General features: G+C 68.1%; 21 protein-coding genes. 9 read left to right on the forward strand and 12 right to left on the reverse strand.

Going from position 1 to position 26668, the window contains the following annotated elements:
• Nucleotides 1-6 precede the first annotated feature (6 nt).
• The 3 genes from FBZ89_RS10955 to FBZ89_RS10965 all read right to left on the reverse strand — a co-directional run bounded on the left by FBZ89_RS10955 (nucleotide 7) and on the right by FBZ89_RS10965 (nucleotide 2900).
• Entirely contained in the window at nucleotides 7-945 is a 939-nt protein-coding gene (locus FBZ89_RS10955) for a hypothetical protein (protein ID WP_145750014.1), read from the reverse strand.
• A 107-nt stretch (nucleotides 946-1052) separates the two neighbouring features.
• Complete coding sequence (locus tag FBZ89_RS10960) at nucleotides 1053-2069, reverse strand: hypothetical protein (protein WP_145750015.1); 1017 nt, start codon at nucleotides 2067-2069, stop codon at nucleotides 1053-1055.
• Nucleotides 2070-2144: 75 nt separating this feature from the next.
• A complete protein-coding gene (locus FBZ89_RS10965) occupies nucleotides 2145-2900 on the reverse strand; it encodes a GNAT family N-acetyltransferase (protein ID WP_186457299.1) in 756 nt (251 codons plus the stop codon).
• Nucleotides 2901-3243: 343 nt separating this feature from the next.
• On the opposite strand from FBZ89_RS10965, the gene sdhC reads away from it, so the two are divergent.
• The 7 genes from sdhC (at nucleotide 3244) to FBZ89_RS11000 (ending at nucleotide 15085) form a co-directional block, all read left to right on the forward strand.
• Nucleotides 3244-3642 (forward strand): succinate dehydrogenase, cytochrome b556 subunit, encoded by a 399-nt coding sequence (sdhC, locus tag FBZ89_RS10970; protein ID WP_211115189.1) that lies wholly within the window; start codon nucleotides 3244-3246, stop codon nucleotides 3640-3642.
• 16 nt (nucleotides 3643-3658) lie between these two features.
• Nucleotides 3659-4057 (forward strand): succinate dehydrogenase, hydrophobic membrane anchor protein, encoded by a 399-nt coding sequence (gene sdhD, locus FBZ89_RS10975; RefSeq protein WP_145750017.1) that lies wholly within the window; start codon nucleotides 3659-3661, stop codon nucleotides 4055-4057.
• A gap of 12 nt (nucleotides 4058-4069) precedes the next feature.
• Entirely contained in the window at nucleotides 4070-5857 is a 1788-nt protein-coding gene (sdhA, locus tag FBZ89_RS10980) for a succinate dehydrogenase flavoprotein subunit (protein ID WP_145750018.1), read from the forward strand.
• A 26-nt stretch (nucleotides 5858-5883) separates the two neighbouring features.
• Entirely contained in the window at nucleotides 5884-6666 is a 783-nt protein-coding gene (locus FBZ89_RS10985; RefSeq protein ID WP_145750019.1) for a succinate dehydrogenase iron-sulfur subunit, read from the forward strand.
• Between the two features lie 256 nt (nucleotides 6667-6922).
• Complete coding sequence (locus tag FBZ89_RS10990; RefSeq protein ID WP_145750020.1) at nucleotides 6923-9637, forward strand: hypothetical protein; 2715 nt, start codon at nucleotides 6923-6925, stop codon at nucleotides 9635-9637.
• A gap of 112 nt (nucleotides 9638-9749) precedes the next feature.
• The gene (locus tag FBZ89_RS10995; protein WP_145750021.1) at nucleotides 9750-12419 is read left to right on the forward strand and encodes a hypothetical protein; all 2670 of its coding nucleotides are present in this window, start codon (nucleotides 9750-9752) and stop codon (nucleotides 12417-12419) included.
• Nucleotides 12420-12427: 8 nt separating this feature from the next.
• Nucleotides 12428-15085, forward strand: coding sequence for a glycosyltransferase family protein (locus tag FBZ89_RS11000; RefSeq protein WP_145750022.1), 2658 nt, complete (start codon nucleotides 12428-12430; stop codon nucleotides 15083-15085).
• Here the strand turns inward: FBZ89_RS11000 and FBZ89_RS11005 are convergent.
• Nucleotides 15069-15395 (reverse strand): hypothetical protein, encoded by a 327-nt coding sequence (locus tag FBZ89_RS11005; protein WP_145750023.1) that lies wholly within the window; start codon nucleotides 15393-15395, stop codon nucleotides 15069-15071. The genes FBZ89_RS11000 and FBZ89_RS11005 overlap by 17 nt on opposite strands.
• A 256-nt stretch (nucleotides 15396-15651) precedes the next feature.
• On the opposite strand from FBZ89_RS11005, the gene FBZ89_RS30845 reads away from it, so the two are divergent.
• On the forward strand, nucleotides 15652-15930 hold the full coding sequence (locus tag FBZ89_RS30845) for a hypothetical protein (RefSeq protein ID WP_186457300.1): 279 nt from the start codon (nucleotides 15652-15654) through the stop codon (nucleotides 15928-15930).
• Nucleotides 15931-15951: 21 nt separating this feature from the next.
• On the forward strand, nucleotides 15952-18339 hold the full coding sequence (locus FBZ89_RS11015) for a response regulator (RefSeq protein WP_145750024.1): 2388 nt from the start codon (nucleotides 15952-15954) through the stop codon (nucleotides 18337-18339).
• Here FBZ89_RS11015 and FBZ89_RS11020 read toward each other — a convergent pair.
• The 8 genes from FBZ89_RS11020 to FBZ89_RS11055 form a co-directional block, all read right to left on the reverse strand.
• Complete coding sequence (locus tag FBZ89_RS11020; protein WP_145750025.1) at nucleotides 18320-19354, reverse strand: hypothetical protein; 1035 nt, start codon at nucleotides 19352-19354, stop codon at nucleotides 18320-18322. The genes FBZ89_RS11015 and FBZ89_RS11020 overlap by 20 nt on opposite strands.
• Before the next feature lie 2 nt (nucleotides 19355-19356).
• Nucleotides 19357-19929 carry a septation protein A gene (locus FBZ89_RS11025; protein WP_145750026.1) on the reverse strand — a complete coding sequence of 191 codons (573 nt, stop codon included), beginning with the start codon at nucleotides 19927-19929 and terminating at the stop codon, nucleotides 19357-19359.
• Complete coding sequence (locus FBZ89_RS11030) at nucleotides 19929-21437, reverse strand: AMP nucleosidase (protein WP_145750027.1); 1509 nt, start codon at nucleotides 21435-21437, stop codon at nucleotides 19929-19931. The genes FBZ89_RS11025 and FBZ89_RS11030 overlap by 1 nt, the downstream gene beginning before the upstream one ends.
• 200 nt (nucleotides 21438-21637) lie before the next feature.
• The gene (locus FBZ89_RS11035; RefSeq protein WP_211115190.1) at nucleotides 21638-22606 is read right to left on the reverse strand and encodes a catalase family peroxidase; all 969 of its coding nucleotides are present in this window, start codon (nucleotides 22604-22606) and stop codon (nucleotides 21638-21640) included.
• 44 nt (nucleotides 22607-22650) lie between these two features.
• A complete protein-coding gene (gene ftsY, locus FBZ89_RS11040; RefSeq protein WP_145750028.1) occupies nucleotides 22651-23796 on the reverse strand; it encodes a signal recognition particle-docking protein FtsY in 1146 nt (381 codons plus the stop codon).
• Complete coding sequence (mtaB, locus tag FBZ89_RS11045; protein ID WP_211115191.1) at nucleotides 23796-25109, reverse strand: tRNA (N(6)-L-threonylcarbamoyladenosine(37)-C(2))-methylthiotransferase MtaB; 1314 nt, start codon at nucleotides 25107-25109, stop codon at nucleotides 23796-23798. Before mtaB ends, ftsY begins: the two co-directional genes overlap by 1 nt.
• Complete coding sequence (gene dapF, locus FBZ89_RS11050; protein WP_145750029.1) at nucleotides 25106-25951, reverse strand: diaminopimelate epimerase; 846 nt, start codon at nucleotides 25949-25951, stop codon at nucleotides 25106-25108. The genes mtaB and dapF overlap by 4 nt, the downstream gene beginning before the upstream one ends.
• A 233-nt stretch (nucleotides 25952-26184) precedes the next feature.
• Complete coding sequence (locus FBZ89_RS11055; protein WP_145750030.1) at nucleotides 26185-26664, reverse strand: GtrA family protein; 480 nt, start codon at nucleotides 26662-26664, stop codon at nucleotides 26185-26187.
• Nucleotides 26665-26668 lie beyond the last annotated feature (4 nt).

Consider the following 26668-nt stretch of genomic DNA (forward strand, 5'->3'; position numbering starts at 1 on the left):
GATCGCTCAGGTTTCCCCCTTCGCGGCGCGGCGCTCCACGGTCACCGGCTGGATGGCGTAGCCACCGAAAGCCGTCAGCGCCGCCTGCATCATCGACCAGGCCCAGTTCTCAGGCTTGCCGTCGTTCAACCTGAACCACCCGATGTAGTTCTTGGAATAGCCCGGCTCCCGGAACCCCATTTTGTTCAACTTGCGGCCAACCGCCGCCGTGATCACGCTGCGCAAGGTTGGATTGGCCTCCGCGGACTCGATCTCGCACGGGATCACAGGCTCAGCCGTCTTGCTGCACTGGATGTGAAACTCACCCCAACTGAGAACGACGCCCCGGCGACCAGGCCCGCTCACCCCCAGCAGCCAGGTATAGGCGTCACCGATCTCCTTGACGTTTTGCTTCATCAAGTCCTCCGCCTTGCCGGAATCCATGGGTATGGATTTCAAGGGCTTGGGCAGGCGCGACTCATCCTCGTCATCCATGCCCGCGACCTCGCAGTTTTCCTCCAGGTCCTTCTGGGAGCGGTCGTTGAACGCGATCTCCCCGCCGAAGTCATGGCCGGCGGGATTTCGCGGCGGGCAGGCCACGGCCGGATAGGAACCGGTTTCCGTCACGATGTCAGACGAGTCGACATCGTAACCACCGACCAGCGTGGCGACCATGAAACCGGCCAGCTTGTCGTTCGGCCACTCCGACGGGTCCAGACGCGCGACGAAATTGCCGGTCTTCCGGTCGGAGACGTAGCCCAATTCCTTCAGGTTCGCCCGTCGCTTCTTGCTCAAGGCATGGCGCATCCAAGGCTGCCCCCGCGGCCCCGCCGCCTCGCAGGTGATGATCGGCTCATGGGGCGCCCGCCGGCATTGCACGAACTGGTCGCCGTCATGCGCCTCCACCGCGGCGCCACGCCCATCCATCTGGTCGGCATGGGCGAGCACCGCGACCGCCTTGGTCAACGCCTCCTGGGGCGCGCCCTTCGCGTGGGCCCCGGCGATGGGGGGAAACGCCATCGCCGGGGCCCACAACAACGATCCTCAGGATCTTCATTCGGAGGCTCCCTTATTTAGTTAGGTTTGGAGGTGTGGCGCTTCACCTGCAACGGCAGGAACACGTAGTTGCCAAAACCCTGCTGCGCCGCCTGCGCCAGCGTGTCGGCGATGGCCTTGGTGTCCTTGTCCCGGGCACCCTTGTGGAGCAGAAAGTTCTGGGCGTAGTTCAGGGAATAGCCGGGCTCCAGGAACCCAAGCTTTTCCAGCCGGCGGCCGGCGGCGGCGTTCAGCACCGGCTTCAGCCGAGGCATGATGTCGGCGGACACCACCTCGCACTGCATCGACGGGTCCTCCGCCTTCATGCACTGGATGTAGAAGTCACCCCAGGAAAAGATGGCTATGTGATGCTCCGGCCCCGTGCCGCCGGCCACCCAGTCCACCGCCTCCGCGATGGTCTTGTATTGCCGGGACAGCAGGTCCGCCGCGTCGTCCGGCATGCGCGGCTGGGGTGGCAGGGGATCGTCATCACCGTCCTCATCCTGCCCTTCAAGGCGGCAGCCTTCGGCCACGTTCTCCACCGAGGCGCCGAACGCCACGATCTCCCCGCCATATGGATTTCCGGCGGCAACCCGCGCCGGACACTCGGCGGCGGGAAACCACCCATGTCGCATCGTGGGGTCCTGGCCACTCTTGCCGTACCCTACCTCCAGGGCACGGACCATGAAGGCCATCAGCACCTTGGGTTCAGGCGGCGGATCCCACCGCCGGATGAAGTTCCCTGTTTGTCGGTCGGCGGTGAAGCCCATCTCCTTCAAGGCGGCACGGCGTTCCTTGGTCAGAACGTGGCGCATCCAGGGCTGGCCGCGCTTTCCGGCCGCTTCACAAGTGACGATGGTCTGGCGCGGCAGGTGCCAACACTGGACGAACTTGTAACCGTCGCTGACCTCCACCAATCCGCCACGCCCCTCCGGATCATCCTCATAAAGCTGGGCCTGAACGGTCTTGGTGAGCGACTCCGCGGCCGGTTCCTTCGCCCTGGCCATGCCGATGCCCAACAGAACCAAAGCCACGCCCACGACGGCGCCCCTCATCCCTCCCATGCCCACACCCCATAGGTTGCCCTATGGGCAATCTACTTGCGAGTGCCATCCTTATCAATGATGCAACTAAGGCGTCTGCCGGTATTGATAGCGATAAACCGTTGCGAACCCTGCCCGGGCGTAGGTCGCCAGCGCCGGGTGGTTGGCGCCGCCCACCTGGAGATAGGCACGGGTGGCACCCGCCTGCGCCCCGGCCGCCGACAGGCGCGCCAGCAGGCGGCGGGACAGGCCCTGGCCGCGCTGCTCCGGGGCCACCAGCACCTTGTAGACGCCGAGCCAGTCGCGATCCGCGACGCCAAGCGCGCTGCCGGCATAGCGGCCGCCGTCCCAGGCGCTGACATACAGGGTGGGCATGGCGATGGCGTCCAACAGGCGGCGCATGGGCTCCACCTCCCGGGGTGCCAGCGGCAGGGCCTGAGCATAGGCCGCCAGCATATCGGGGGGCGGTGCCGTATCCACCCGCCAGCGGAGGCCGTCGTCCGCGACGGCCAGACTGGCGGGGGTGATATCCGCCGCCTGCACCAGGTTCTCCTCCTGCCGCAGGTAGCCGCGGCGGTCCAGTTCCGCCGTCAGCGCCCCGGGCGCCAGGGGGGTGATGCGGAAACGCGGGGGCAGGCCTTCGCGGGTATAGGCCGCCTCCGCCCGGTCCACCTTGTCCGCCACCGGCAGCACGCCGGCCGACAGGCAGGTGACCGAGTTGGAGCGGCCGGAATGCCCCTGGGAGAATCGCAGCAGCCAGCCGTCATCGTGAATGGTCTTCAGGGCAGGCCAGGCCGTCAGGCACAACTCTTCCAGCAGGCGGCACAAGTCGTTGGCGGGCAAGACGGAAACTTTCGGATGACCGAGGCGTTGACAGTTGAACTGTAGCGGCCCGGATGCTGCGCCGCAACGCGACCCGAGCCCGGTTGAGGAAGCCCCCGGCGACGGGGCGTCCCCAGCCATGCCAAAAAAATCACGCACCTATGCGCCACCCCCTTGCATTCCCAAAAGTCGGCCCCAGACAGAGCGTTGACGGACCGGGGGCGGGGGCGTAATTGACTTCACATCCTATCCGCCCCCGGCGGTGCAACAATTCGGCCGGCGTCCCGACCCGCATGTCGCGGGCGCCACATGGCCGGTGCGGCACCGGCACCTGATAATCCAAAAGGACGAGGACGCGCGAATCATGAGCGAGACCAGCGTGGCCAAAAAGGCACGGCCGCTGTCGCCCCACCTCCAGGTCTATCGCCTACCCCTGCCCGCCGTGTCGTCGATCACGCACCGCTTCACCGGCATCGCCCTGACCGTTGGCACCCTGGTGTTGACCTGGTGGCTGGTGGCGGCCGCCAGCGGCCCCGACGACTTCGACACGGCGCAGCACGTGCTGGGCAGCCCCATCGGCCTGCTGTGCCTGCTGGGCTGGACCTGGGCCTTCGGCTACCACCTGCTGAAGGGCATCCAGCACCTGATCTGGGACACCGGCACCGGCATCACCAATGCCAGCGCGCGGCGCAGCTCCGCCTTGGTGTTCGGCGGTTCCTTCGTTCTGACGGCGATCGTCTGGATCGCCGCTTTCGCCCTCTGACGGGAGCGCGCATTCCATGGCTTCTACGTCCGACAACGGCTTCCGCACGCGCCTGGGCCGTGTGCGCGGCCTCGGCTCCGCCAAGAGCGGCGGCGCCCATTGGCTGGCCTACCGCATGGTCGCGGTTCTGCTGGTCCCGCTGACCGTCTGGTTCCTGATCTCCATCGTCCGCCTGGCGAAGGCGGAGCAGGCCGACGCCATCGCCTGGCTGCACCAGCCGGTGAACGCGGTCCTGCTGCTGATCACCCTGATCGCCACCTTCCACCATGCCGCCGCCGGCATGCGCGAAGTGTACGAAGACTACATCCACGGCAAGCTGGCGCGCCTGATCGCCATCGGGCTGACCAACGGCGCCGCCATCCTGCTGGCCGCCGCGAGCGTCTTCGCCGTGCTCAAGATCGCCTTCGGGGCGTGAGGAAGGACTGTCATGGCTAACGCCTACCCCATCATCGACCATCAGTACGACGTCGTCGTCGTGGGCGCCGGCGGCGCCGGCTTGCGCGCGACCTTCGGCATGGCCGAAAAGGGCCTGAAGACGGCCTGCATCACCAAGGTGTTCCCCACCCGCAGCCACACCGTGGCGGCCCAGGGCGGCATCTCCGCAGCACTCGGCAACATGGGCGAGGACGACTGGCGCTATCACATGTACGACACCGTGAAGGGGTCGGACTGGCTGGGCGACCAGGACGCCATCGAGTACATGGTGCGCGAGGCCGTCCCGGCCATCATCGAGCTGGAGCACTACGGCGTGCCCTTCTCGCGCACCCCGGAAGGCAAGATCTACCAGCGCGCCTTCGGCGGCATGACCACCCGCTACGGTGAGGGCCAGGCCCGGCGCACCTGCGCCGCCGCCGACCGTACCGGCCACGCCATCCTGCACACCCTGTATCAGCAGAGCCTGAAGCACGAGGCCGAGTTCTTCGTGGAATACTTCGCCCTGGACCTGCTGATGGAAGACGGCGAGTGCAAGGGCGTCCTGGCCTGGAACCTGGACGATGGCACCATCCATCGCTTCCGCGGCCACCAGACGGTGCTGGCCACCGGCGGTTACGGCCGCGCCTACTTCAGCTGCACCTCCGCCCACACCTCCACCGGCGACGGCGGCGGCATGGTGCTGCGCGCAGGATTGCCGCTGCAGGACATGGAGTTCGTGCAGTTCCACCCCACCGGCATCTACGGCTCCGGCTGTCTGATCACCGAGGGCGTGCGCGGTGAAGGCGGCTACCTGACCAACAGCTCGGGCGAGCGCTTCATGGAGCGGTACGCCCCGTCGGCCAAGGACCTGGCCAGCCGCGACGTGGTCAGCCGCTCCATGACCGTGGAAATCCGCGAAGGCCGCGGCGTGGGTGAGCACAAGGACCACATCCACCTGCACCTGGAGCATCTGGACCCGGCCATCATCCACGAGCGCCTGCCCGGCATCGCCGAGACCGCCAAGGTCTTCGCCAACGTGGACGTGACGCGGGAGCCCATCCCCGTGCTGCCGACCGTGCACTACAACATGGGCGGCATCCCGACCAACTACCACGGCGAAGTCATCAACCCGACGGCCGAGAACCCGGACCAGGTGGTCCCGGGCCTGATGGCCATCGGCGAGGCGGCCTGCGTGTCGGTGCACGGCGCCAACCGCCTGGGCTCCAACTCGCTGTTGGACCTGGTGGTGTTCGGCCGCGCCGCCGCCAACCGCGCCGCCGAGACGGTGAAGAAGGGTGCCGCGCACAAGACCCTGTCGCAGGACGTGACGGACAAGGCGCTGGCCCACCTGGACAAGGTGCGCAACGCCAAGGGCGGCACCCGCGTCGCCCACCTGCGCCTGGAAATGCAGAAGATCATGCAGAACAACTGCGCCGTCTTCCGCACCGGCGAGGTGCTGGAGGAAGGCGTGGAGCTGATGAAGGGGGTGTGGTCCAAGCGCGACGACATCGCCGTCAGCGACCGCTCGCTGATCTGGAACTCCGACCTGGTGGAAGCCCTGGAACTGGACAACCTGATGCGCCAGGCCGTGGTCACCATCAATTCGGCGGCCAATCGCAAGGAAAGCCGCGGTGCGCATGCCCGCGAGGACTTCCCCGAGCGCGACGACCACGAGTGGATGAAGCACACCACGTCCTGGGTGGATGAGAGGGGCGCCGTCACCCTGGGTGACCGTCCCGTCCACATGTACACCCTGACCGGTGACATTGACGTCATCCCGCCCAAGAAGCGCGTCTACTGACGCCTTAGCCGAACGGACCCGATGCCATGGCCGAGTTCTCCCTTCCCGCCAATTCCAAGGTTCACGCCGGCAAGACCACGTCGGTGAAGACGTCCGCCACCAAGCGGGCCAAGACCTTCCGCATCTATCGCTATGACCCGGACAAGGGCAGCAACCCCACCGAGGACCGCTACGAGATCGATCTCGACAAGTGCGGCCCCATGGTGCTGGACGCCCTGATCCACATTAAGAACGACATCGACAGCACGCTGACCTTCCGCCGGTCGTGCCGCGAGGGCATCTGCGGCTCTTGCGCCATGAACATCGATGGGCGCAACACGCTGGCCTGCCTGAAGGCCATCGACGACGTGAAGGGCGACGTCAAGATCTACCCGCTGCCGCACATGCCGGTGGTGAAGGATCTGGTGCCGGACCTGAACACCATCTACGCCCAGTACACCTCCATCAAACCCTGGCTGCAAAGCCAGAGCCCGGCGCCGTCGCGCGAGCGGCTGCAGAGCCCGGAGGAGCGTGAGAAGCTGGACGGCCTCTATGAGTGCATCCTGTGCTTCTGCTGCTCCACCAGCTGCCCCAGCTATTGGTGGAACGGCGACAAGTACTTAGGTCCCGCCATCCTGCTGCAGGCCTACCGCTGGATCGCGGACAGCCGTGATGAAATGACGGGTGAGCGCCTGGACAACCTGGAAGATCCCTTCCGGCTGTACCGCTGCCACACCATCATGAACTGCACCCAGACCTGCCCCAAGGGCCTGAACCCGGCGAAGGCGATCGCCGAGATCAAGAAGCTGATGGTGGCCCGCGCCGCCTGACGTCCCCTTGAGGACCTTTGGGCGCCCGTTGCCGCCCCTGCGCCCAAAAAAGTGAAAGGCCGCGCCGGTTCGCCGTCGCGGCCTTTCCCATATGCGCCGTCACGGGGTGACCACAGGGCGGTGGTGGGCCGGAAAGCACGATGGTCGTGTAAATTTGCAAAGGGGCATGCGATAGCAATCGCAGTCTTGCAAAGACACCATCCCCGGGCCCTATACGCCACGGGGGTGGCGGACAGCACCACTCCCGGAACAGTTGATGGCCCTGAATACCGCTGCCTCATCGACCATGGCGAAGGACTATACACCGCCGCCATCGCCCTCGCCCAAACCACGGACCGCCCCGGCGCGCGGGCACTACATATGGGCGGCGATCGCGGTGGTGGTGGCACCCTTGTTGGCGAAGCTGCACCTCATCCTGGGATTCCGCCTTGCCGACCCGCGCCTGCTGCATTCGGGCCTGGGCGTCGATGTCGTAATGCCCAGGGGGATGGCCACGCTGGACCCCAACGTCGCCATCACCAGCCAGGCGCTGGGACACCGGGCCGCCCTGGATCTGCTGGCTGGTGATATCCCCTGGTGGAATCCTTATGAGGGCGTGGGTGGCCCTCTGGCCGGGGAGATGCAGTCCGCAGCCCTGTTCCCGCTGAATCTGCTGCTGGCCCTGCCCGATGGGCAACTCTACATGCATCTGTCACTGCAGTTGGTGGCGGGCCTGTTCACCGTGTTGCTGATGCGGCGTCTGGGCACCTCAGCCCTAGCCGCGGGCGTGGCCGGCCTGCTGTTCGAATTCAACGGCACGTTCGCATGGCTAGCTAACGCCGTCGTTAACCCCATCCCCTTCCTGCCCATGGTGGTATTGGGCGTGGAGGAGGTCCGGCACCGGGTGATGGCCGGCCTGCGCGGAGGATGGGCCTGGATCGTGGCCGGACTTGCGCTGTCGCTTTATGCCGGCTTCCCAGAGGTCGCCTATCTTGACGGCCTGCTGGTCGGGGCTTGGACCCTGGCGAGGCTGCCGCTTCACACCAAGGCCGAACTGACCGCGTACGCGGCCAGGGTCGGGTTGGGTGTCGTCGGTGGCTTGGCGCTGGCCGCCCCCATCCTCATCGCCTTCCTGGGCTACTTGCCGTACGCGTTCGTCGGCGGGCACGAGGGCAACGGCTTTCGCGACGCCCATGTCGACGCGCAGCATTTCGTCAATCTGACCATTCCCTATCTGTTCGGACGGCTGGCTGACCTACCCGGGGGGGAGGGTGGCTGGTTCTGGGGCAGCGTCGGCGGCTACATTCCCATCGGTCTCATGGCCCTGGCCATCGCCGGCTGCTTCGGATGCTCGCTGCGCGGCTTGCGCTGGACCTTGGCGGCCTGGACCGTGGCGGCCTTGGCAGCGATTTATGGCCTTCCCATCATCGGCCGGCTCATCAACAGCATCCCAGCCGTCGGCAACGCCGCCTTTTTCCGCTATCTGCCGCCCTCGGCGGAATTCTCTGTCGCGATCCTGGCGGGGCTGGCGTGCCAGGACATAATCCAGTCCGGCGCACAGACGATCGGGCATCGCCCGGCCCGGGCCCTGCTGGTGGGCGTCGTGCTGGCAAGCGTAACGGCGACCATCGGGCTCCTCATCGCCGGCCACTATTATACCGAGATGCCCCACCCTTCGCACTGGTTCCGGAACGCGCTGTGCGTGGCGGCCTTGACCGTCCTTCTCCTTCTCTGGCTCAGCGTCGCGCGCCTGCCCGGCCGGCGGCGGGCCTTGGCGGCCGGTGCCATCGTCGCGGTCGAAGCCGTCCTGATGTTCGTGATCCCCACGACGTCCAATCCGCCGAAGGGCGTCCTGATCGAGGACGGTGTGCGCTTCCTGCAAGCGCACCTGGGTCTGCAGCGCTTCTTCTCCATGGGCCCCGTCGCCCCCAATTACGGCGCCTATTACGGTATCGCCGGCATCAACCATGACGACCTGCCGTTGCCCCGCTCCTGGGTCGATTACGTGGCGGAACACCTGGACGCCAACGTCCACCACATCGCGTTCGACGGCAAGCAACGGAACTCGGCTGACGGGCCATCCGTCGAGGAGAACCTGCGCGCCAATCTCGCGGAGTATGAGAAGATCGGCGTGCGCTATGTGGTGACCGCGTCCGCCGGCAACCCCTTCAGATGGACCCCCCGGGAGTTCCGCATGGACCGCCCGGGCGGCTTGCCCATCCCGCTTTCGGATGGCGGAACGGCGGTCATCGGCTGGGACCGACCGGACCTTCCACGGTCAATCGACGGCGTTGGCGTCCTGATCGGCACCTATGGCGGCAAATCCGACGGCGTGCTGCGGGCATCCATCTGCGCCGATGACGTGTGCGCCGACCAGGTCCTTGATCTGGCCCAAGCGACCGACAACCAGTTCCTGCCGATCAAGCTGGACCATCCGCTTCCCCCGCCCAGGGACCGCCTGACGGTCACCCTGCGCAAGACAGGCGCCTACCCCGTGGCGCTCTGGTCGTTCCCGTCCTCATCCGGCAGCCGCATGACCTTGGTGGCGGATGGCTACACCGGTCCGCCCCATGAGGTGAAAATCAACATCAATCTGGCGACCGATGATCGCGGCCCGTCGCGGGTTTATGGCGACCGGGCCATGACCATTTTCGAATTGCCCAATCCGGCGCCCTATTTCTCCGCCGAGGGCTGCCGATTGCAGGCGGAAGCGCGGGACAGGCTGGTCGCCGACTGCGCGGCGGCCAGTATTCTGAAACGCCAGGAGTTGTTCCTGCCCGGTTGGACCGCCGACGTGGTCGGCGTGCCGAGGCAGGAGGTTCAGCCGGACGGGCCTATCTTCCAGCGGATTTCTCTGCCGGCAGGCCGCTCGGAAGTCCGCTTTAATTACCGTCCACCCTATATGCCGGTGGGATACGCCTTGTTCCTGCTGGGGATCGGGGTACTGCTGTGGTCGCTGCCTCCCGCCGGACGCCCCTCCCCTCCCCGCTGAAAACCGGAATCAGTGATCCTCGCTGTCGGTCGCGGCATTTTCCTGGAGCGCCGTTTTGGAGGCGGGGGCAGACCGGCCTCATCGGCACAGGCCGGTTGCAAAAGTGTCCGCCATGGCCGATGAGGAAGGCTCAACCCGCCTCTCCACCGCCGAGATGGACGCCTTGCCCAACAGCCTGACGCAACGCCTGCCGCCACAGCCCACCGGCGCGGAAATCCAGGCACCTCTATGGCGCTCCAGCGGCTTCCGGGCCATCGCCCTGCTGATCCTCGCCCCCATCCTGGCCAAGCTCAGCCTGATCCTGGGCTGGCGCCTGGCGGACCCGCGTTTCGTCGAAGGCTGGCTGGCCAGCGGCGTCACGCGCGACGGGCTGTCCACGCTGGACCCCAACATCGCCTATACCAGCCATGCCTTGGGGCATCGCGCGGCCTTGGATTGGCTGTCCGGCCACATTCCCTGGTGGAATCCCTATTCCGGCATCGGCATGCCGCTGGCCGGCGACATGCAATCCGCCGCCCTGTTTCCGCCCACCCTGCTGCTGGCCCTGCCCAACGGCCAGTTGTACCTGCACATCAGCCTGCAGATTGCATCGGGCGTCTTCACCTGGCTGCTGATGCGGCGCTTGGGTGTCACGGCGCTAGGCGCCCTTGTGGCCGGCCTGCTGTTCGAATTCAACGGCACCTTCGCCTGGTTGGCCAACGCCGTCGTCAACCCCATCCCCTTCCTTCCCATGGTGTTGCTGGGGGTGGAAGAGGCACGGGCCCGCGCGCTGGCCGGCCGGGCGGGCGGCTGGGGGTGGACTGCCGGCGGTCTGGCGCTGTCGCTTTACGCCGGCTTTCCCGAAGTCGCCTACTTCAACGGTCTGCTGATCGCCCTCTGGACCCTGGCACGGCTGGCAGGTCTGGGGGACCGCTCCATGGCGTATATGGCGCGTGTCGCCACCGGAACGGTGGCCGGCCTGCTGCTGGCCGCCCCCATCCTCATCGCCTTCGTGGAGTATCTGGGCCACGGCTATCTGGGCAACCATGCCGCCGCCGGCTTCCGTCACTCGCATATCGACATCCAGCGCCTGCTGACCCTATTCCTGCCCTATGCCCTGGGCGAGCTGGGCCATACGCCGGATGCGCAGGCCTTCATCTTCTGGGGCGCCGTCGGTGGTTATACCGGCCTGATCCTGGTGGTGGTGGCCGCGATGGCGGTCTGGCGCCCCTGGCTGCGCGGGTTGCGGCTGACGCTGGCCGGTTGGTGCGTGGTGGTGACGGGCGCAGTCTATGGCCAGCATGCGATGGTGGCCGTGGTCACCGCCATCCCGGCGGTCAGCGACGCGATGTTCTTCCGGTACTTCAACCCCTCGATCTCGTTCGCGCTGGCCGTGCTGGCCGGCTTAGCCTGTCATGACCTGGCGGAGCGGCCGGAGGAACGGCGGCCTAAGTTAGCCTACTGGGGCGGCTTGGCCGCGGGCGTGGCGTGCTTGGTGGCGCCGCTTTGGCTGTCCCATCGGCTGTATATGAACGCCCCCTTCGTGCCCATCCTGGCCCGGTCCCTGATCTACGCCGTGGTGGCGCTGCTGGGCATCCGCGAACTGGGGGGCAGCACCTTCAGCAACCGCACGCGGGCTTTGATACTGGGCGCCGCGGCCGTTGCCGAAGCGGTGGCCCTGTTCATGCTGCCCTTGCGCAATTATCCCAAAAGCGGCCGGCTACAGACGGCCGGCGTAGAGTTCCTGCAGAAAAATCTGGGCCTGCAGCGCTTTTACACCCTGGGGCCCATCCAGCCGAACTATGGCGCCTATTACGGTATCGCGGGCATCAACCACAACGACCTGCCGCTGCCCGCGGCCTGGGTGGACCACGTTTTCAACCATCTGGACAACAACACCATCGAATCGGCCTTCGACGGCCATGACCGCAAGGTGGCGGGGGGGCCGACCGCCCTGGAGAACCTGCGCGCCAATCTGGACGCCTATCGGGCCTTGGGCGTGAAATACCTGGTGGCGCCCACCGGCCAAAGCCCCTTCGACTGGAAACCGCCGGGCGTGGCCGTCAGCATGACCGAGGTCTCGCGCTTGGAAGACGGCGACAGCGCCAGCCTGGTCCTGCCGCCCGACCCATCCGTGGCGGACCGCGAGGTGCGGTCGGTCGGCGTCCTGGTGGCCACGTATGTGGGGCAGAGCAAGGGCACGCTGGCCGTGCGTTTCTGCGCCGCCGACCGCTGCGCGGAAGGACGCCGGGACCTGGCCACGGCGGCCGACAACCAGTACCTGTCCATTCCCCTGGACACGCCGGTGCCTTGGGCGGGGCCCGCCGCCATCACCGTCCACAAGGTCGGGGGCGACTTCCCCGTGGGGCTGTGGACCACGCCGGCGCCGGCACGGGATCCGCAAGTGACCTTGCGTTTCGCATCCCCCGTGGCCGGCGATGCGGTCATGGACATCGTCGAGCTGCCCGGCGCCCGCCCCTATTTCACGGCCGAGGGGTGCCGGCTGACACCCGCCAGCCGTGAGACGCTGACCGCCGACTGCCCCGCCCCGGCCATGCTGACGCGCCTGGAACTGTTCATGCCGGGCTGGACCGCGACCGTGAACGGGGTAGCGGCGACGGTCGGCCAGGACGGGCCGCTGTTCCAGAAGGTCGACCTGCCCGCCGGCCGGTCGGACGTGCGCTTCCACTATCAGCCGCCCCACATGGGTTGGGGCTATGCCGCCTTCCTTGCCGGGCTTGGTTTGGCGGCAGCCAGCGCCCTGCCCTTCGCCCGCAACCGGCGTTCCGCCGCGACGCCCTGACGACACCGATGCCATCAGATGCCGCCAACAGCCGGACGCCGCTGTTCCTGGTCCTCATCGCCCCCATCCTGGCCAAGCTGCACTTGATCCTGGGCTGGCGTCTGGCCGATGCCCGCTTCGTGGAAAGCGGCATCGCCGCCCGCGTGCTGCGGCGCAGCCTGTCCACGCTTGACCCCAACATCGCCTATACCAGCCAAGCCCTGGGCCACCGCGCGGCGCTGGACTGGCTATCGGGCCACATTCCTTGGTGGAATCCCTATTCCGGCGTCGGCATGCCTCTGGCCGGCGACATGCAGTCCGCCGCCCTGTTCCCGCTCACGATGCTGCTGGCCCTGCCCAATGGGCAGCTCTACATGCACATCAGCCTGCAGGTCCTGGCCGGCCTCTTCACCTGGATGCTGCTGCGGCGGCTGGGCCTGGCGCCGATGGCGTCCGCCGTGGCGGCCCTGTTGTTCGAGTTCAACGGCACATACGCCTGGCTGGGCAATGCCGTCGTCAATCCCATCTGCTTTCTACCGATGACCCTGCTGGGCGTGGAAACCGTGCGGACCCGTGTCCAGGCGGGCGCACGGGGTGGCTGGGCCTGGATCGTCCTGGGCCTGGCGTTGTCGCTCTATGCCGGTTTCCCCGAGGTCGCCTATTTCAACGGCCTGCTGGTCGGCGTCTGGACGCTGGCGCGGCTGGCGGGGGCATGGCCTGAGGGGACGCGGGCGGACTATCTCGCCCGGACGGCGCTGGGCGCGGTCGGTGGCCTGCTGGTGGCGGGGCCCATCCTGGTCGCCTTCCTGGGCTATTTACCGGACGCCAACCTGGGCGATCACAGCAACGGCGGCTTCCGCCACGTGCATCTGTCCGCCGCCCGCCTGATCACGCTGGTCCTGCCTTATGCCCTGGGCCGGCTGAGCGACCCCGGCACGGCCGAAAGCTTCGGCTTCTGGGGGGGAGTGGGCGGGTACGCCGGTGTGGGCCTGCTGGCCTTGAGCATGATCGGCGCGGTTGGAATCCACCTGCGTCCCCTGCGTCTGGTCCTGGCGGGCTGGGTCGCCATCGTCACCGGCGCCATGTATGGCCTGCCCGTGGTCAACAGCCTGGTGACCGCCATCCCGGGCGTCGGCTGGGCGATGTTCTTTCGCTATTTCGCCCCCTCGGTGGCCTTTGCCCTAGCCGTCCTCGCGGGACTGGCCTGCCAGGATCTGACGGAAGCGGCAAAGCCAACGCGCCGGCAATGGCTGGGCTTCCTGACGGCGATGGCTTTCGTCGCGCTGGCCTCGGGCCTCGCCGCCCCGCTGCTGGCGCTGAAGCCTTACCGCGCGCCCTGGCTTTGGGGCTCGCTGGCGGTGGCCGCGATGGTCCTGGGGGGCATGGCCGCCATCCTGCGCCGATCCACCCCGGGCAGCCATTGCCGCGCCCATTGGCTGGGGGGGCTGGCGGTGGCCGAGGCGGTGCTGCTGCTGCTGATACCCACCCTGTTCTACCCAGGTGCCGGCGACCTCAGGGAAGGCGGCATCGACTTCCTGCGAAGCCATCTGGGCCTGCAGCGCTTTTACACGCTGGGTCCCATCCAGCCCAACTACGGCGCCTATTACGGCATTGGCGGCATCAACCACAACAACCTGCCGCTGCCGGCCGCCTGGGTGGATCATGTCGTTCAGCGGCTGGACGACAACACCTATCCCATCGCCTTCGACGGCCGGGACCGCCGCGTCGCCACGGGGCCCAGCGCGGTGGACAACCTGCGGCGCGACCCGGACGCCTACCGTGACATGGGTGTCCGCTACGTCGTTTCCGTGCCAGGTGAAGGCCCCTTCGACTGGGCCCCCCCCGGAATGGTCGACCAGGTCCAGCGCCCACTTGCCCTGGCCGGCGGGGATATGGCGACCCTGACCCTGCCGGCGGACGCCCACCGGGCGCCCTTCGACGCCAGGCGCGGCCGGGTCGCCGCCGTGGGCCTGCATGTCAGTTCCCTGAAGAACGGCGCCGCCGACGGCCGCCTGACGCTGCGCCTGTGCGCCGGTACGATGTGCGCCGACGGCGGGCACGAGCTATCGGATGTCGTCGGTGGCAGCTATATCCTGGTTCCGCTGGCCGAAGCCGTTCCGCTGGCGGGCGACGCCCCCCTGACGCTGGCGGTCAGCCGGGTGGGCGGACGCAAGCGTTTCGGCTTGTCCATGTGGACGGCGGGGACGGACACGGGACGCACCTTCACCCTGAACGGCGCGCCGATCCTCGACGTGGAGCCCCATGTCGCCTTCGCCCTGGTTGGGGCCGAACCAGCCGATGAAGGCGGCGGCCCCGTCTTCCGCGATGACGTGATGCAGATCGACGCGCTGCCCGACCCCCGGCCGTACTTCGGCGCCGACGGCTGCCACCTGTCGCCGATCAGCCGGGAACGGCTGGCGACCGACTGCGCCGCCCCGGCCGCACTGACCCGGCTGGAGTTGTTCATGCCGGGCTGGAGAGCCACCGTGAACGGCCGGGAACAGGTCGTAAAGGCCGACGGCCCCCTGTTCCAGAAGGTCGAGTTGCCGGCCGGCCGGTCGGAGGTGGTTTTTCGCTATACCCCGCCGCACATGGGCTGGGGCTACGGCGCCCTCGCCGCCGGGTTGGCCCTGTTCGTGCTGGGCATGGGCCAAGGCCGGCGACGAAATCTCAGCGATCCTCGCTGACCGAGATCAGGGCCGTGTCCTTGACGACGCAGCGCATGACGTGGCGGCCGGCGGCGGCGGTGATGTCGCGGCGGGGCATCAGGGTGAAGGGTTGGACCACGGTCTGGCGGCCATCGGCCTCGGTGGCCAACGTGGGCAGGTCGAAGGCGATTTTATAATAGTCGTCATAGACGTGATCGACCTCGCGCCGGCAGACGGTGGTCGCCGTGCGCGGCATGTCATAGTGATGGCCGCTGTCGTCGGCGTTGATGACGCAGCCGCTCAAGGACAGGCAGCCGATGGCGGCGCCCATGATCACCCGGTTACGCATGGCCCCATTCTCCCCTTATATGGCGATGGCGCGCGACGGCGCGCCCGCCCTCTCTACAAGGCCGGTGGGGAAGGACAAGTCGATGAAACCAGGGGGTTACCCGAATTTACCGGGCGGCAACGCGGGGTCGCTCCACCGTAACGCAAGAGATTCAAACGCAAGGGATTCAATCTGTGAGGTAAAGCCTTGCGGGACTTGAAATCCACGGACCATTGAGGGATCCAGTCCCCAGACCCTCGAAGCCGCAGGACCACCAATGCCCCAGATGCCCGCAGCCGCCGGCACATCCCCGGACCGGAACGGCCGTAACGGCTTCGGCACGGCGTTCATCCTGGCGGTACTGATGCCGGTGCTGGCCAAGCTGCACCAGATCCTGCACCTGCGCCTGGCCAACCCGGCCCTGATGAACAGCGACCTGGTCACTGGACTGAATGCCGACGGGGTGTCGTCCCTGGACCCCAACGTCGGCTTCACCAGCCAGACGCTGGGGCATCGCGCGGCCCTGGACCTGCTGTCAGGCCACCTGCCCTGGTAGAACCCGTATGAAGGCGTGGGCATGCCGCTGGCGGGGGAGATGCAATCGGCGGCGCTGTTCCCCCTGACGCCGCTGCTGGCCCTGCCGGACGGCCAGCTTTACATGCACATCGCGATGCAGATCATCGCCGGCATCTTCACCGTGCTGGTAATGCGCCGCTTGGGCACGGGCGCCCTGGCCGCCGCCACCGCCGCCCTGCTGTTCGAATTCAACGGGACGTACGCCTGGCTGGCCAACGCCGTCATCAACCCCATCTGCTTCCTGCCCATGATCCTGTTGGGGGTGGAGGATGTCCGCCTGAGCATCGCGGAAGGCCGCCGGGGGGGATGGGGCTGGATCGGGCTGGGGGTGGCGCTGTCCCTGTACGCCGGCTTTCCGGAAATGGCCTATCTGGATGGGCTGCTGGCCGCCGCCTGGACCTTGGCCCGCCTGCCGGGCCTGGACCGCCGCCAAGCCGCGGTGTTCCTGGCGCGCCTGTTGCTAGGCGTCGGGGCCGGCGTCCTGCTGGCGACCCCCATCCTGATCGCCTTCCTGGGATATTTGCCGCATGCCTTCGTGGGCGCCCACGGCGGCGAAGGCTATCGTTATGTCCGCCTGGGTCAGGAACGCCTCATCACCCTGCTGATGCCTTACCTCCATGGACGGCTGACGGACGCCACCACCCCGGATGCCGGCGTCTTCTGGGGGCGGGCCGGGGGCTATATCGGCATGATGATGCCGGCCATGGCGGTGATGGGCCTGTGGGCGCGGCGGTGGTGCGGCCTGCGTCTGGCCTTGGGCGCATGGTCGCTCTTCACCATCGCCACCCTCTACGGCGTGCCTGGCCTGACCCATCTGGTCACCGCCGTGCCCATGGTCACCAACAGCATCTTCACGCGCTATCTGCCACCCTCTTTCGAATTCGCCCTGGCCGTCCTGGCTGGCCTCGCCTGTCACGACCTGGCCCAGGCCGGCGACCTGCGGCGATTGTGGACCCGTCCGCTTTTCCGGAATGGGGCCGCCGCCCTGGTACTGCTGTTGCTGGCCGCCGCCGTCCTGTCGTGGGGGCGCTTCAACGACGCCGCCGTCCTGTCATGGTACCGGCTGTCGATCGGTGTCGCCGCGGCCCTGGCGCTGGGCGTCTGCGTCCTGGCATTCCCGCGCCTGGACGGCCGGCGCCAGGCCCGGGGCCTGGCGGCTTTCGCCGTGGTGGAGGCCATCGCCCTGTTCCTGGTGCCGGCGGTGTGGACGGTCCGGGCCGGCACGCTGCAGCTGGGCGGCATCCACTTCCTGCGGCAGAATTTGGGGTTGCAGCGTTTTTACACCCTGGGCCCCATACAGCCCAACTATGGGTCCTTCTACGGCATCGCCAGCCTGAACCACGATGACCTGCCCCTGCCCGCCGACTGGACGCGCTACGTCCACGACCATCTGGACGACAACACCACCGGTGTCACCTTCGGCCCCTATGGGCACCTGGACCCCAGCCGGGGCAGCCAGGCGCAGAACCTGATGCGCAACCTGGACGCCTTTCGTGAGGTAGGCGTCAAATACGTGGTCGCCCCGCCCGGGATTTCGCCCTTCGGATGGGATGCCGGCCAGGATGCGAACGATCCCGGCCACCAGCCGCTGCGCCTGGACGACGGCACGCGGGTGACGCTGGAGGTGCCGGATTACCCGGCGGGGAATGAGGTGCATGACGTCAGCGTCATGCTGGGCACCTATGGCGACAAGAGTGACGGCCTTTTGCGGGTGACGGCGTGCCGGGGCGATGTCTGCGCCAATGGGCGGACCGATTTGGCCGCCGCCCGTGACGGCCGCTACGCCCGGATTTCCCTGGACCACCCGCTGCCAGCGGGCGGCGCGCCGGTCACCCTGGAATGGCGCAAGTCCGGCGGTGCGGTGCCGGTGGTCATCTGGGCCGTTCAAGGCCATGCCGACCGGCCCCGCGCCCTGACCCTGGACGGTGTGCCCAAGCCGGGATGGGAGGCCGTCATCGGCCTGGGCTCCCCGGTTCCGGCCTTCGTGGACGCGCCCGTCTATTCCGATGCCGTCATGGACATTTACCAGATGCGCCAGCCCCCGGCGCCGTATTTCCAGGCGGAGGGATGCGTGGTCGAGGCGACCTTGCGCACGCAGGCCATGGTGGACTGCCCCACCCCGGCGGCGTTGACGCGGCGGGAACTGTACCTGCCGGGATGGACAGTTACCGTCAACGGCCAGGACAGCCCCGTGCTGCGACAGGGGGAACTGTTCCAGCGGGTCGCCCTGCCCGCGGGCCGGTCGGTGGTGGCGTTCCGCTTCCGCCCGCCCTTTATGCCCCTGGGATATGCGGCCCTCGCCGTCGGCCTGTTGCTGACGGGCCTGGGATGGCGGCCCAGGCGTGATGAGCGTGGCGGCGCAACGGCCCCTAACAGGCGAAATCGCTGATCTTGCCGTCGCCTTCCAGATGGACCACGCACAGCCAGGTTCCGCTGGCGTAGCGCGCCTCATAGACGTCGTGGCTGACGCGGGCGTCGGGCGCGTCCTTCTTGTTCAGCGCGCGCTCGATGCTGCCGATGTAGCGCAAGCCCTGCAAGGCGCCCCGCCCCGCGGCGCGGTTCGGGCGGGCCAGCAGCTTGGTCAGGCGTGGCAGCAGGTTGGGGGTGTAGAGGCCGGGGGTCAGCTGGCCGCTGTCCCAGTCGGCCAGGGCCTGGCGCAGGGCCGCCAGGCTGGGCGGGGCCGCGTCCGCCGGCGGTTCAAAGTGCACGCCGCGCGCCGGCACCTGCGCCGTCACCGGCAGGAAGCCCACCAGCCGGCCGTTGGCCTGGCCGGTGAAAGACAATTGCTGGCCCACCGTCCCCTCGACCTCGGCATCGACATGGAAGGCGATGCCGCCCGCCAGGCTCCACGACAGGCTGAGGTGGCGCTCCTCCAGCTCCCCCTCCCCCACCGAGTCCAGCAGGGGGCAATAGGCCAACAGGCGGCCGCGCGTCTGCTCGAACCGGCAGATGTGGGTGTCGTTCTCATAGCGCTTGTAGAAGGCCGAATCGCCCAGGCCGAAGGTGGAGCGGGCGGTGATCTTCCAATAGCCGCTGACGTCCAAGGGCGTCACCACCACCTCCTGGATGCCGGTGTCCTGGGGCGGCGCGAACGGCCCGGCGGCCGTGGCCGGGGTGGATTGGGCGGACGCAGCTTGGGCGGCTGCCGTCCGCTTGCGCGGCGGCCCGGCGGACACGGCGCCAGGGACCGGCGCACCATCCGGCATGGCTTGGGGGTCGGCCTTGTCGGTACCAGCTAAAGGGCTGGCGGCCTGGGACGCGCCCTGCAGCGGCGGCAGCACCACCCCATCGGCGGGGCCGCCCAGATGATGCAGGGCGGTGCCGTGTTCCTGGGCGTTGTTGCTGGCACAGGCCGCCAGGCCCAGCATCAGCGCCATCGCCAGTCCGCTTCGCCGTTTGCGCATCCTTATGCCCCGCCACCCTGGCCGTCCGCCCCGCTCCCGGCTTCCGGCACCTGATGCTTCAGGATCAGGGGCACCTGAGCCATGCTGAACAGCACGAACAACGGGATGACGACGAAGGATTTGTAGGCCACCCACTGGTCGGTGGTCAGGAAGCGCCATGCCACCTCGTTGGCACCCGCCAGCACCAGGAAGAAGGCCATCCAGCGCACGGTCAGGCGGCGCCAGCCGTCGGGGTCCAGATCCACGCCCACCAGCACCTGGGCCAGCAGGTTGCGGCGCAGGGCCACGCCTACGGCCAGGGCCAGGGCGAACAGCAGGTAGATGATGGTGGCCTTCACCTTGATGAACGTCTCATCGTTCAGCCACAGGGTCAGGCCGCCGAACACCAGCACGAAGCCGCAGGTGACCAAGGGCATCAGCGGCCACTTGCCGTCCAGCTTGCGATAAATGGGCAGGGCCACCACCGCCGCCACCATGAAGGCGGCGGTGGCGGCCATGATCCCACCCTTGGCGTTGACCACGAAGAAGATGACCAACGGGCCCCATTCCAGGAGCAGACGGATCAGCTGGGACATTACTGGAACGCCGCCTCGACGAAGCTGCGCAGCTTGCGGCTGTGCAGGCGTTCCAGCCCGTTCTCCCGCATCAGCTCCATGGCCAGCATGCCGATGGCCAGGTGCTGATCCACCCGGGCGCGGTAGAAGTGGTTGGCCATGCCGGGCAGCTTCAGCTCACCGTGCAGCGGCTTGTCCGACACGCACAGCAAGGTGCCGTAGGGTACCCGGAAGCGGAAGCCGTTGGCGGCGATGGTGGCCGATTCCATGTCCAGTGCGATGGCGCGGCTCTGGCTGAAGCGCTGCACCGGCTCGCGGTAGTCGCGCAGTTCCCAGTTGCGGTTGTCGATGGTGGCCACCGTGCCGGTGCGCATCAGGCTCTTCAGCTCCCAGCCCTCCAGACCGGTGACGTGGCCCACCGCCTTTTCCAGGGCCACCTGCACCTCCGCCAGGGGCGGCACGGGGATCCAGGTGGGCAGGTCGGCGTCCAGCACCTTGTCCTCGCGGACATAGCCGTGGGCCAGGACATAGTCGCCCAGGCGCTGCGTCTCCCGCAGGCCGGCGCAGTGGCCCAGCATCAGCCAGACGTGGGGCCGCAGCACGGCGATGTGGTCGGTGATGGTCTTGGCGTTGCTGGGGCCGACACCGATGTTGACGATGGTGATGCCGTTCCCGTCCGCCCGCTTCAGGTGATAGGCGGGCATCTGCGGCAGGCGCTTCACCCGCTCCCCCTCGGGGGCGCGGCCGGGCTCCAGCGCCTGGTTGAAGGTCACGTGGTCGCCGGGCTCGACAAAGGCGACGTACTGCGAACGGTAGGCCTGCACCTCCGGATCGTCCGAGGGCTGCATGGTCTCCAGCCCCCGGCGCACGAACTCGTCGATGTAGAACTGGTAGTTGGTGAACAGCACGTAGTTCTGGAAGTGGTCCGGCGCCGTGGCGGAATAGTGCTTCAGCCGGTGCAGGCTGTAATCCACACGGGGGCCGGTGAACAGGGCCAACGGCTCGGGCGAGCCCGGCGGGCATTCGTAGGTGCCGTTGACGATGCTGTCGTCCATGACCGCCAGGTCGGGCAGGTCGAAAACCTCGCGCAGCTTGCGCAGATGTTCCGGCGGCAGGTCGCCTTCCACGTGCATGCCTTCCGGGAAGGCGAACTGGATGGGGATGGGCATGTCGCTCACCCCCACCTCGATGCTGGTGGTGTGGTTGCGCAGCAGCTGCTGGAACTGGTGGCGGTAGTAATAGGCGTAGAGGTCGGGCCGCGTCAGCGTGGTGCGGTAGGTGCCGGGACCGGAAACGAAGCCATAGGCTAGGCGGCTGTCCACCCGGGGCTCATGGTCCACCGTCACCTGCACGAACGGATAGAAGCGCCGCACCCGGCCGGTGAAACTCTCGCCCCTGGCGTAATCCTGGAAGCGGGCCCGCAAATGCCCGACCGCGTCATTGTACAGCGCCAGCACGTGGGTGAAGGCGGCATCCGCGTCGGTGAAGGTGACGACCTTGTCAGCCTGCAGGGAAACCGGTGCGTTCAATCGGGAAACTCCTCTTTTATTCTGGGGTCCTTCCCGCCCGCGACCGGATTGCCGTTGGCGGACCCCTTCGTCAGCAAAGTCTTTTAAAAAATAGAAAAACCGCACCGGGCTTTCCCCGCGTGCGGTTTCATCGATCATAGTTGGTCATGGACCGGGCCTCTGTCAAGCGCACCCTGATGACGGTTGCGCGACCATTCCCCTCACCCTGCCTCCCCCATGCGCCGGCGGAACGAGGCGCCATAGATCGGTGTGCGGGCGTCCACCATGGGGTCGGCGGGCTCGATGCCCACCGACAGGCGGCCGGGCAAGAACAGCAGCGTGCGCTGCTGGAAGTCCTGGTCGGCGGCGATGCCGGTCAAGGTCAGGGTGCCCAGATCGACCTGCCGCCGCGCCTCCGGCCAGGCGACGGTGGCGTCGTCGACCACATCGCCAGCCTCCGCCACCTGCAGCAGCAGGCGGAAGCGCGCCGGGCCCTGGGCCAGGCGCCGCGCCATCTCCGCCGCCAGATAGTCGGCCGGCCGGCGGGCCGCCTCGTCCGGCGCCAGCACCGCCTGTCCCGCCTCAGGCACCAGGCGGTAGCGGCCGAGGATGGCCTGGCCCTGGGCGTTGGTGAAGCGGAAGGCGTTGACAGCGAAATAGCCCAGGGTGGCGTAGCTGGCCGGGATGGGCTTGGGCAGCGCCTCGAAGGCGCGGGCCGCCGGGTGGGTCGCCAGGAAGGCGGGAAGGTCGTGCGCGGCCGCCGCCTGGACCATGGCCAGGAAATCCGCCGCCGTTGCCACCGGGAAGCCATTCACGGAATGGGCGACGATGTCCGTGTCGGTGCCGTCGGCCAGGTGGAACTTCAATGCCATGCCGCGCGGGCTGGCCATCGCATCGCCATCCGCCTGGGTGGGGGTGCCGGCGAAGTTGGAGAATCGGACGGCCACGGGCGTCGATGCCGCCAGGAAATGCGGCGCGCGGCTGATGCCGGCGGCGGCGGACGACGGGGTGAAGGTCCCCTCCACCACCAGGCCCTTGGCGTGCACGGCACGGGCGCCGGGCTGGTGGCCGCCAAAGGCTTGGTCCAGGGCCTCCAAGGTGGCGCGGGGATCGACAGTCTGGGCCGAGGCCAGCGGGGGAACGGCGGCCATGAGGCCGGCCAGCGCCACGCGCCGCGTCAAACGCCGCATCCTTCCCCTCCCCTCAAGCCGTCGTTGCGGCCTAAAACCCGGCTTCAGCGCCCCTCGTCCAACCCCACCAGCGAGGCGGCGAAGGATTGGGCGTCGAAGGGGCGCAGGTCGTCGATGCCCTCGCCCACGCCGATGGCGTGGACCGGCAGGCCGAACTTCTGCGCCAGCGACACCAGTACGCCGCCGCGGGCGGAACCGTCCAGCTTGGTCAGGATCAGGCCGTTGACCGACACCATCTCCTTGAACACCTCGACCTGCGAATGGGCGTTCTGGCCGGTGGTGGCGTCCAGGGTCAGCAGGGTGGTGTGGGGGGCGGTGGGGTCCACCTTCTTGATGACGCGCACGATCTTGCGCAGCTCATCCATCAGGCCCTGCTTGTTCTGCAGGCGCCCGGCGGTATCGATCAGCAGCACGTCGGCACCGGCGGCACGCGCCTTCTCCAGCGCCTCATAGGCCAGGCCGGCGGCGTCCGCCCCCGTCTCCTTGGCCACCACGGGGGCGCCGGTGCGCTCACCCCAAATCTGCAGCTGGCTTACGGCGGCGGCGCGGAAGGTGTCGCCGGCGGCCAGCCACACGGTCTTGCCGGCGGCACGCAGTTCCCGCGCGTACTTGCCGATGGTCGTGGTCTTGCCCGTGCCGTTCACGCCCACCACCAGCACCACGTGGGGCTTGTGGTTGCCGTCCAGCACCAGGGGCTGGGCGACGGGGGCCAGCACCTTGCCGATCTCATCCGCCAGGAAGCGCTTCACCTCGTCGGGCGAAACCTCCTTGCCGAAACGGCTCTTGGCCAGGTCGGCGGTGACGCGGGCGGCCATGGCGGGCCCCAGGTCCGCCTGGATCAGCAGCTCTTCCAGCTCCTCCAGCGTCTCGTCATCCAGCTTGCGCTTGGTGAAGATGCCGCCGATGCCGTCGGTCAGCCGGGTGGTGGATTTGGACAGGCCCCGGCGCAGGCGCGACAACCAGTTGCCCTGCGGCGCTTCCTCCACCGGCGCCACCGGGGCGGCGTCCAGGACCAGGGCGGATTTGGGCGCCGCTACGGGCGCCACCACCGGCTCCTCGACCATTTCAGGCGGCGTCGCTGGTTGTTCCGGGTGCGAAACAGGCTCAACGACGACTGGGCTTTCAGGCGTGGGCGGAACGACGGCCGGGGTCTCGGCGGCGGGCTTCTTACGCTTGATCCAATCGAACATCAGCAGCAACCCATCAGCATGTCGCCATCCAGCCCGGCTATGCGGGCCTCCACGAGCGTGCCCGGCGCGAAATCGCGATCCAGCCGCACCTCGGCGAATTGTTCGGTACGGCCGACGCGGCCCTTCTCCACCAGCACCGTGACGGTGCGCCCTTGCTGGCTGGCCAAGTGCCGGCGCACCGCCGCCTCACCCGCCGCGCGCAGCTGGGCCGCCCGTTCCTTGCGCACCGCCTTGTCCACCTGGGGCATGCGGGCCGCCGGCGTGCCGGGGCGCGGGCTGTAGGGGAAAACGTGCAGCCAGGTCAGGCCGCAATCGGCCACGGCGTCCAGGGTATTCTGGAACATCGCGTCCGTTTCCGTGGGAAAACCGGCGATCAGGTCGGCGCCGAACACCATGTCGGGCCGCAGGTCCCGCGCGCGCTGGCAGAAGGCCACGGCGTCGGCGCGGCTGTGCCGGCGCTTCATGCGCTTCAGCACCATGTCGTCACCGGCCTGCAGGCTGACGTGCAGGTGAGGCATCAGGCGCGGCTCCTCGGCGATCAGGCGCCAGAGGTCGTCGTCGATCTCCACCGGGTCCAGCGAGGACAGGCGCAGGCGCGGCAACTCGGGCACCAGGGCCAGCAGGCGGCGGATCATCTGCCCCAGGGTCGGGGCGCCCGGCAGGTCGGGGCCGTAGCTGGTGACGTCCACCCCGGTCAGCACCACCTCGCGATAGCCCTGTTCCACCAGGGTGTGCACCTGGGTCACGATCTCGCCCATGGGGACGGAACGGGAATTGCCCCGGCCATAGGGGATGATGCAGAAGGTGCAGCGGTGGTCGCAGCCGTTCTGCACCTGGATGAAGGCGCGGGCACGGCCCTCCATGCCCTGGATCAGGTGGCTGGCGGTCTCGCGCACCGACATGATGTCGTTGACGATCACCCGCTCCGCCTGGCCGGCGCCGAAGCTGGTCCAGCTGTCGGCCTTCAGCTTCAGGTCGTTGCCCAGGACCTGGTCGACCTCGGGCATGGCGGCGAAGGTGCCGGGGTTGACCTGGGCGGCGCAGCCGGTGACGACGATGCGGGTGTCCGGGTTCTCGCGCCTTGCCTTGCGGATGGCCTGGCGGGCCTGGCGCTCGGCTTCCGAGGTCACGGCGCAGGTATTGAAGATCAGCACGGGGCCCAGGCCGGCGGCGCGCGCGTGGTCGCGCATCACCTCGGACTCATAGGCGTTCAGGCGGCAGCCGAAGGTGACGACCTGCGGCCCGCCGGCCTCGCCAGAGATCTCCGGACCGGAGCCTTCCTGGCGATGCTCATGGTCATGCCCGGCACTCATCGCGCGGCGCCCGCCAGCAGGCTATCGTCCAACTCACCGCTGAAGGCCGTGGCCACCGGCCCGGTCATCAGCACGTGCCCGTCCTCGCGCCACTCGATGATCAGCGCGCCGCCGGCCATCACGATCTCGGCCTTGCGGCCGGTCAGGCCGCGGCGAGCGGCCGCCACCAGGGTGGCGCAGGCGCCGGAGCCACAGGCCAGCGTGATGCCGGCGCCGCGTTCCCATACCCGCATGCGCACCCGGCCAGGCGCCACCACGGTTGCCACCTCGATATTGGCGCGTTCGGGAAAGGCGGTGTGGTGTTCCAGCTGGGGGCCCCAGGTGGTCAAATCCACCGCCTCGGCGTCGTCCACGAAGAAGACGGCATGGGGGTTGCCCATGTTGACCGCGCAGGGGCTGGACAGCGGGCCGGCGGCCACGTCCAGCGACAGCGTGTCGGCCGGCTCGGCCAGCGGAATCTGGCGCCAATCCAGGCGGGCGGGCCCCATGTCCACCGTCACCGTGCCATCGGCATGGCGGATGGCGGGCAGCAGGCCGCTGATGGTCTCAACCGTCAACTGGTCCCGGCCGGCCCCCTCGGCCGCCACCAGCGAGGCGACACAGCGCGTGGCATTGCCGCAGGCGCCGGACTCGCTGCCGTCCGGGTTCAGGATGCGCATGAAGACATCGGCGCCGGCCGATTGCGGCGGTTCCAAAATGATGATCTGGTCGCAGCCGACGCCGAAGCGGCGGTCGGCCAGGACGCGCGCCTGCGCGCCCGTCAAGTACAGGGGGGTGTGGCGGGCGTCCAGAACGACGAAGTCGTTGCCCAGCCCGTGCATCTTGAGAAACCGGCGCGCCATGATGCCCGGTTATATGGCGACGATCCCGTCCCTGTCCATGGCTGTGCCCGGCAGGGCCGGCTTGTTGGTTTGGTGTGCCTCAGGCTTGTTTCGTGCACCTCAGGCGCCGGCGGGGCGTGCGCCCCTTGGCTATTCTCGGTTTCCAGTCCGCTACGCTCCCCGGAAACCTGCGGCGGACGCGGTCGCGTCCTACGGCATGAGCAAGCTCATGCCGCTGGGGCGTCTCGTAGGTTTCAGGTACGGGGCGCCTTGTGGCCGAACACCAGCATCTTGGACAGGACGAAGTTGAAGCCCATGCCGGCCAGGGAGCCGGCACCCTTGGCGCCATAGGGCCACAGCGCGGGCAGCCACGGCAGCAGGGCCACGGCGAAGACCGGCGCGTCCAGCCAGACGATCAGGTTGTATGTCGCCAGGTTGACCACGCCGCCAACGGCGTTGGCCGCCAGGAACTTGGCCCACTGGCGGATCGCCCCCCGCCGGCTGGCGCCGGTGAAGGTGAACTGCCGGTTCATCCACCAGGTGAAGGTGGCGGCCACGAAGTAGGAGAAGAAGCCGGCGCTGTGCTTGTCCAAGCCCAGGGGGTTCAGGGCCACCCACAGCGCCCCCATGTCCACGAACAGGCCGGCCACGCCGATGAGGGCGAAGGACATGACCTCGGCCTTCACCTGTTTCGGCTTGCCGTCCGGTGACCGGTCCTCGGGCAGATCGGTCACCGCC

This window comes from Nitrospirillum amazonense, from assembly GCF_007828045.1.
GTDB lineage: Bacteria > Pseudomonadota > Alphaproteobacteria > Azospirillales > Azospirillaceae > Nitrospirillum > Nitrospirillum amazonense_C.

Excerpts from the sequence above, each read along its gene's own strand:
- mtaB (WP_211115191.1), bottom strand. The coding sequence starts at position 25,109 with ATGAGTGCCGGGCATGACCATGAGCATCGCCAGGAAGGCTCCGGTCCG.
- FBZ89_RS11005 (WP_145750023.1), bottom strand. The coding sequence starts at position 15,395 with ATGCGTAACCGGGTGATCATGGGCGCCGCCATCGGCTGCCTGTCCTTG.
- FBZ89_RS11000 (WP_145750022.1), top strand. The coding sequence starts at position 12,428 with ATGCCATCAGATGCCGCCAACAGCCGGACGCCGCTGTTCCTGGTCCTC.
- FBZ89_RS11015 (WP_145750024.1), top strand. The coding sequence starts at position 15,952 with ATGCCGCTGGCGGGGGAGATGCAATCGGCGGCGCTGTTCCCCCTGACG.
- FBZ89_RS30845 (WP_186457300.1), top strand. The coding sequence starts at position 15,652 with ATGCCCCAGATGCCCGCAGCCGCCGGCACATCCCCGGACCGGAACGGC.
- FBZ89_RS10960 (WP_145750015.1), bottom strand. The coding sequence starts at position 2,069 with ATGAGGGGCGCCGTCGTGGGCGTGGCTTTGGTTCTGTTGGGCATCGGC.
- FBZ89_RS11035 (WP_211115190.1), bottom strand. The coding sequence starts at position 22,606 with ATGCGGCGTTTGACGCGGCGCGTGGCGCTGGCCGGCCTCATGGCCGCC.
- FBZ89_RS10990 (WP_145750020.1), top strand. The coding sequence starts at position 6,923 with ATGGCCCTGAATACCGCTGCCTCATCGACCATGGCGAAGGACTATACA.
- FBZ89_RS11020 (WP_145750025.1), bottom strand. The coding sequence starts at position 19,354 with ATGCGCAAACGGCGAAGCGGACTGGCGATGGCGCTGATGCTGGGCCTG.
- ftsY (WP_145750028.1), bottom strand. The coding sequence starts at position 23,796 with ATGTTCGATTGGATCAAGCGTAAGAAGCCCGCCGCCGAGACCCCGGCC.
- FBZ89_RS10995 (WP_145750021.1), top strand. The coding sequence starts at position 9,750 with ATGGCCGATGAGGAAGGCTCAACCCGCCTCTCCACCGCCGAGATGGAC.
- FBZ89_RS11025 (WP_145750026.1), bottom strand. The coding sequence starts at position 19,929 with ATGTCCCAGCTGATCCGTCTGCTCCTGGAATGGGGCCCGTTGGTCATC.
- sdhD (WP_145750017.1), top strand. The coding sequence starts at position 3,659 with ATGGCTTCTACGTCCGACAACGGCTTCCGCACGCGCCTGGGCCGTGTG.
- FBZ89_RS10985 (WP_145750019.1), top strand. The coding sequence starts at position 5,884 with ATGGCCGAGTTCTCCCTTCCCGCCAATTCCAAGGTTCACGCCGGCAAG.
- sdhA (WP_145750018.1), top strand. The coding sequence starts at position 4,070 with ATGGCTAACGCCTACCCCATCATCGACCATCAGTACGACGTCGTCGTC.
- sdhC (WP_211115189.1), top strand. The coding sequence starts at position 3,244 with ATGAGCGAGACCAGCGTGGCCAAAAAGGCACGGCCGCTGTCGCCCCAC.
- dapF (WP_145750029.1), bottom strand. The coding sequence starts at position 25,951 with ATGGCGCGCCGGTTTCTCAAGATGCACGGGCTGGGCAACGACTTCGTC.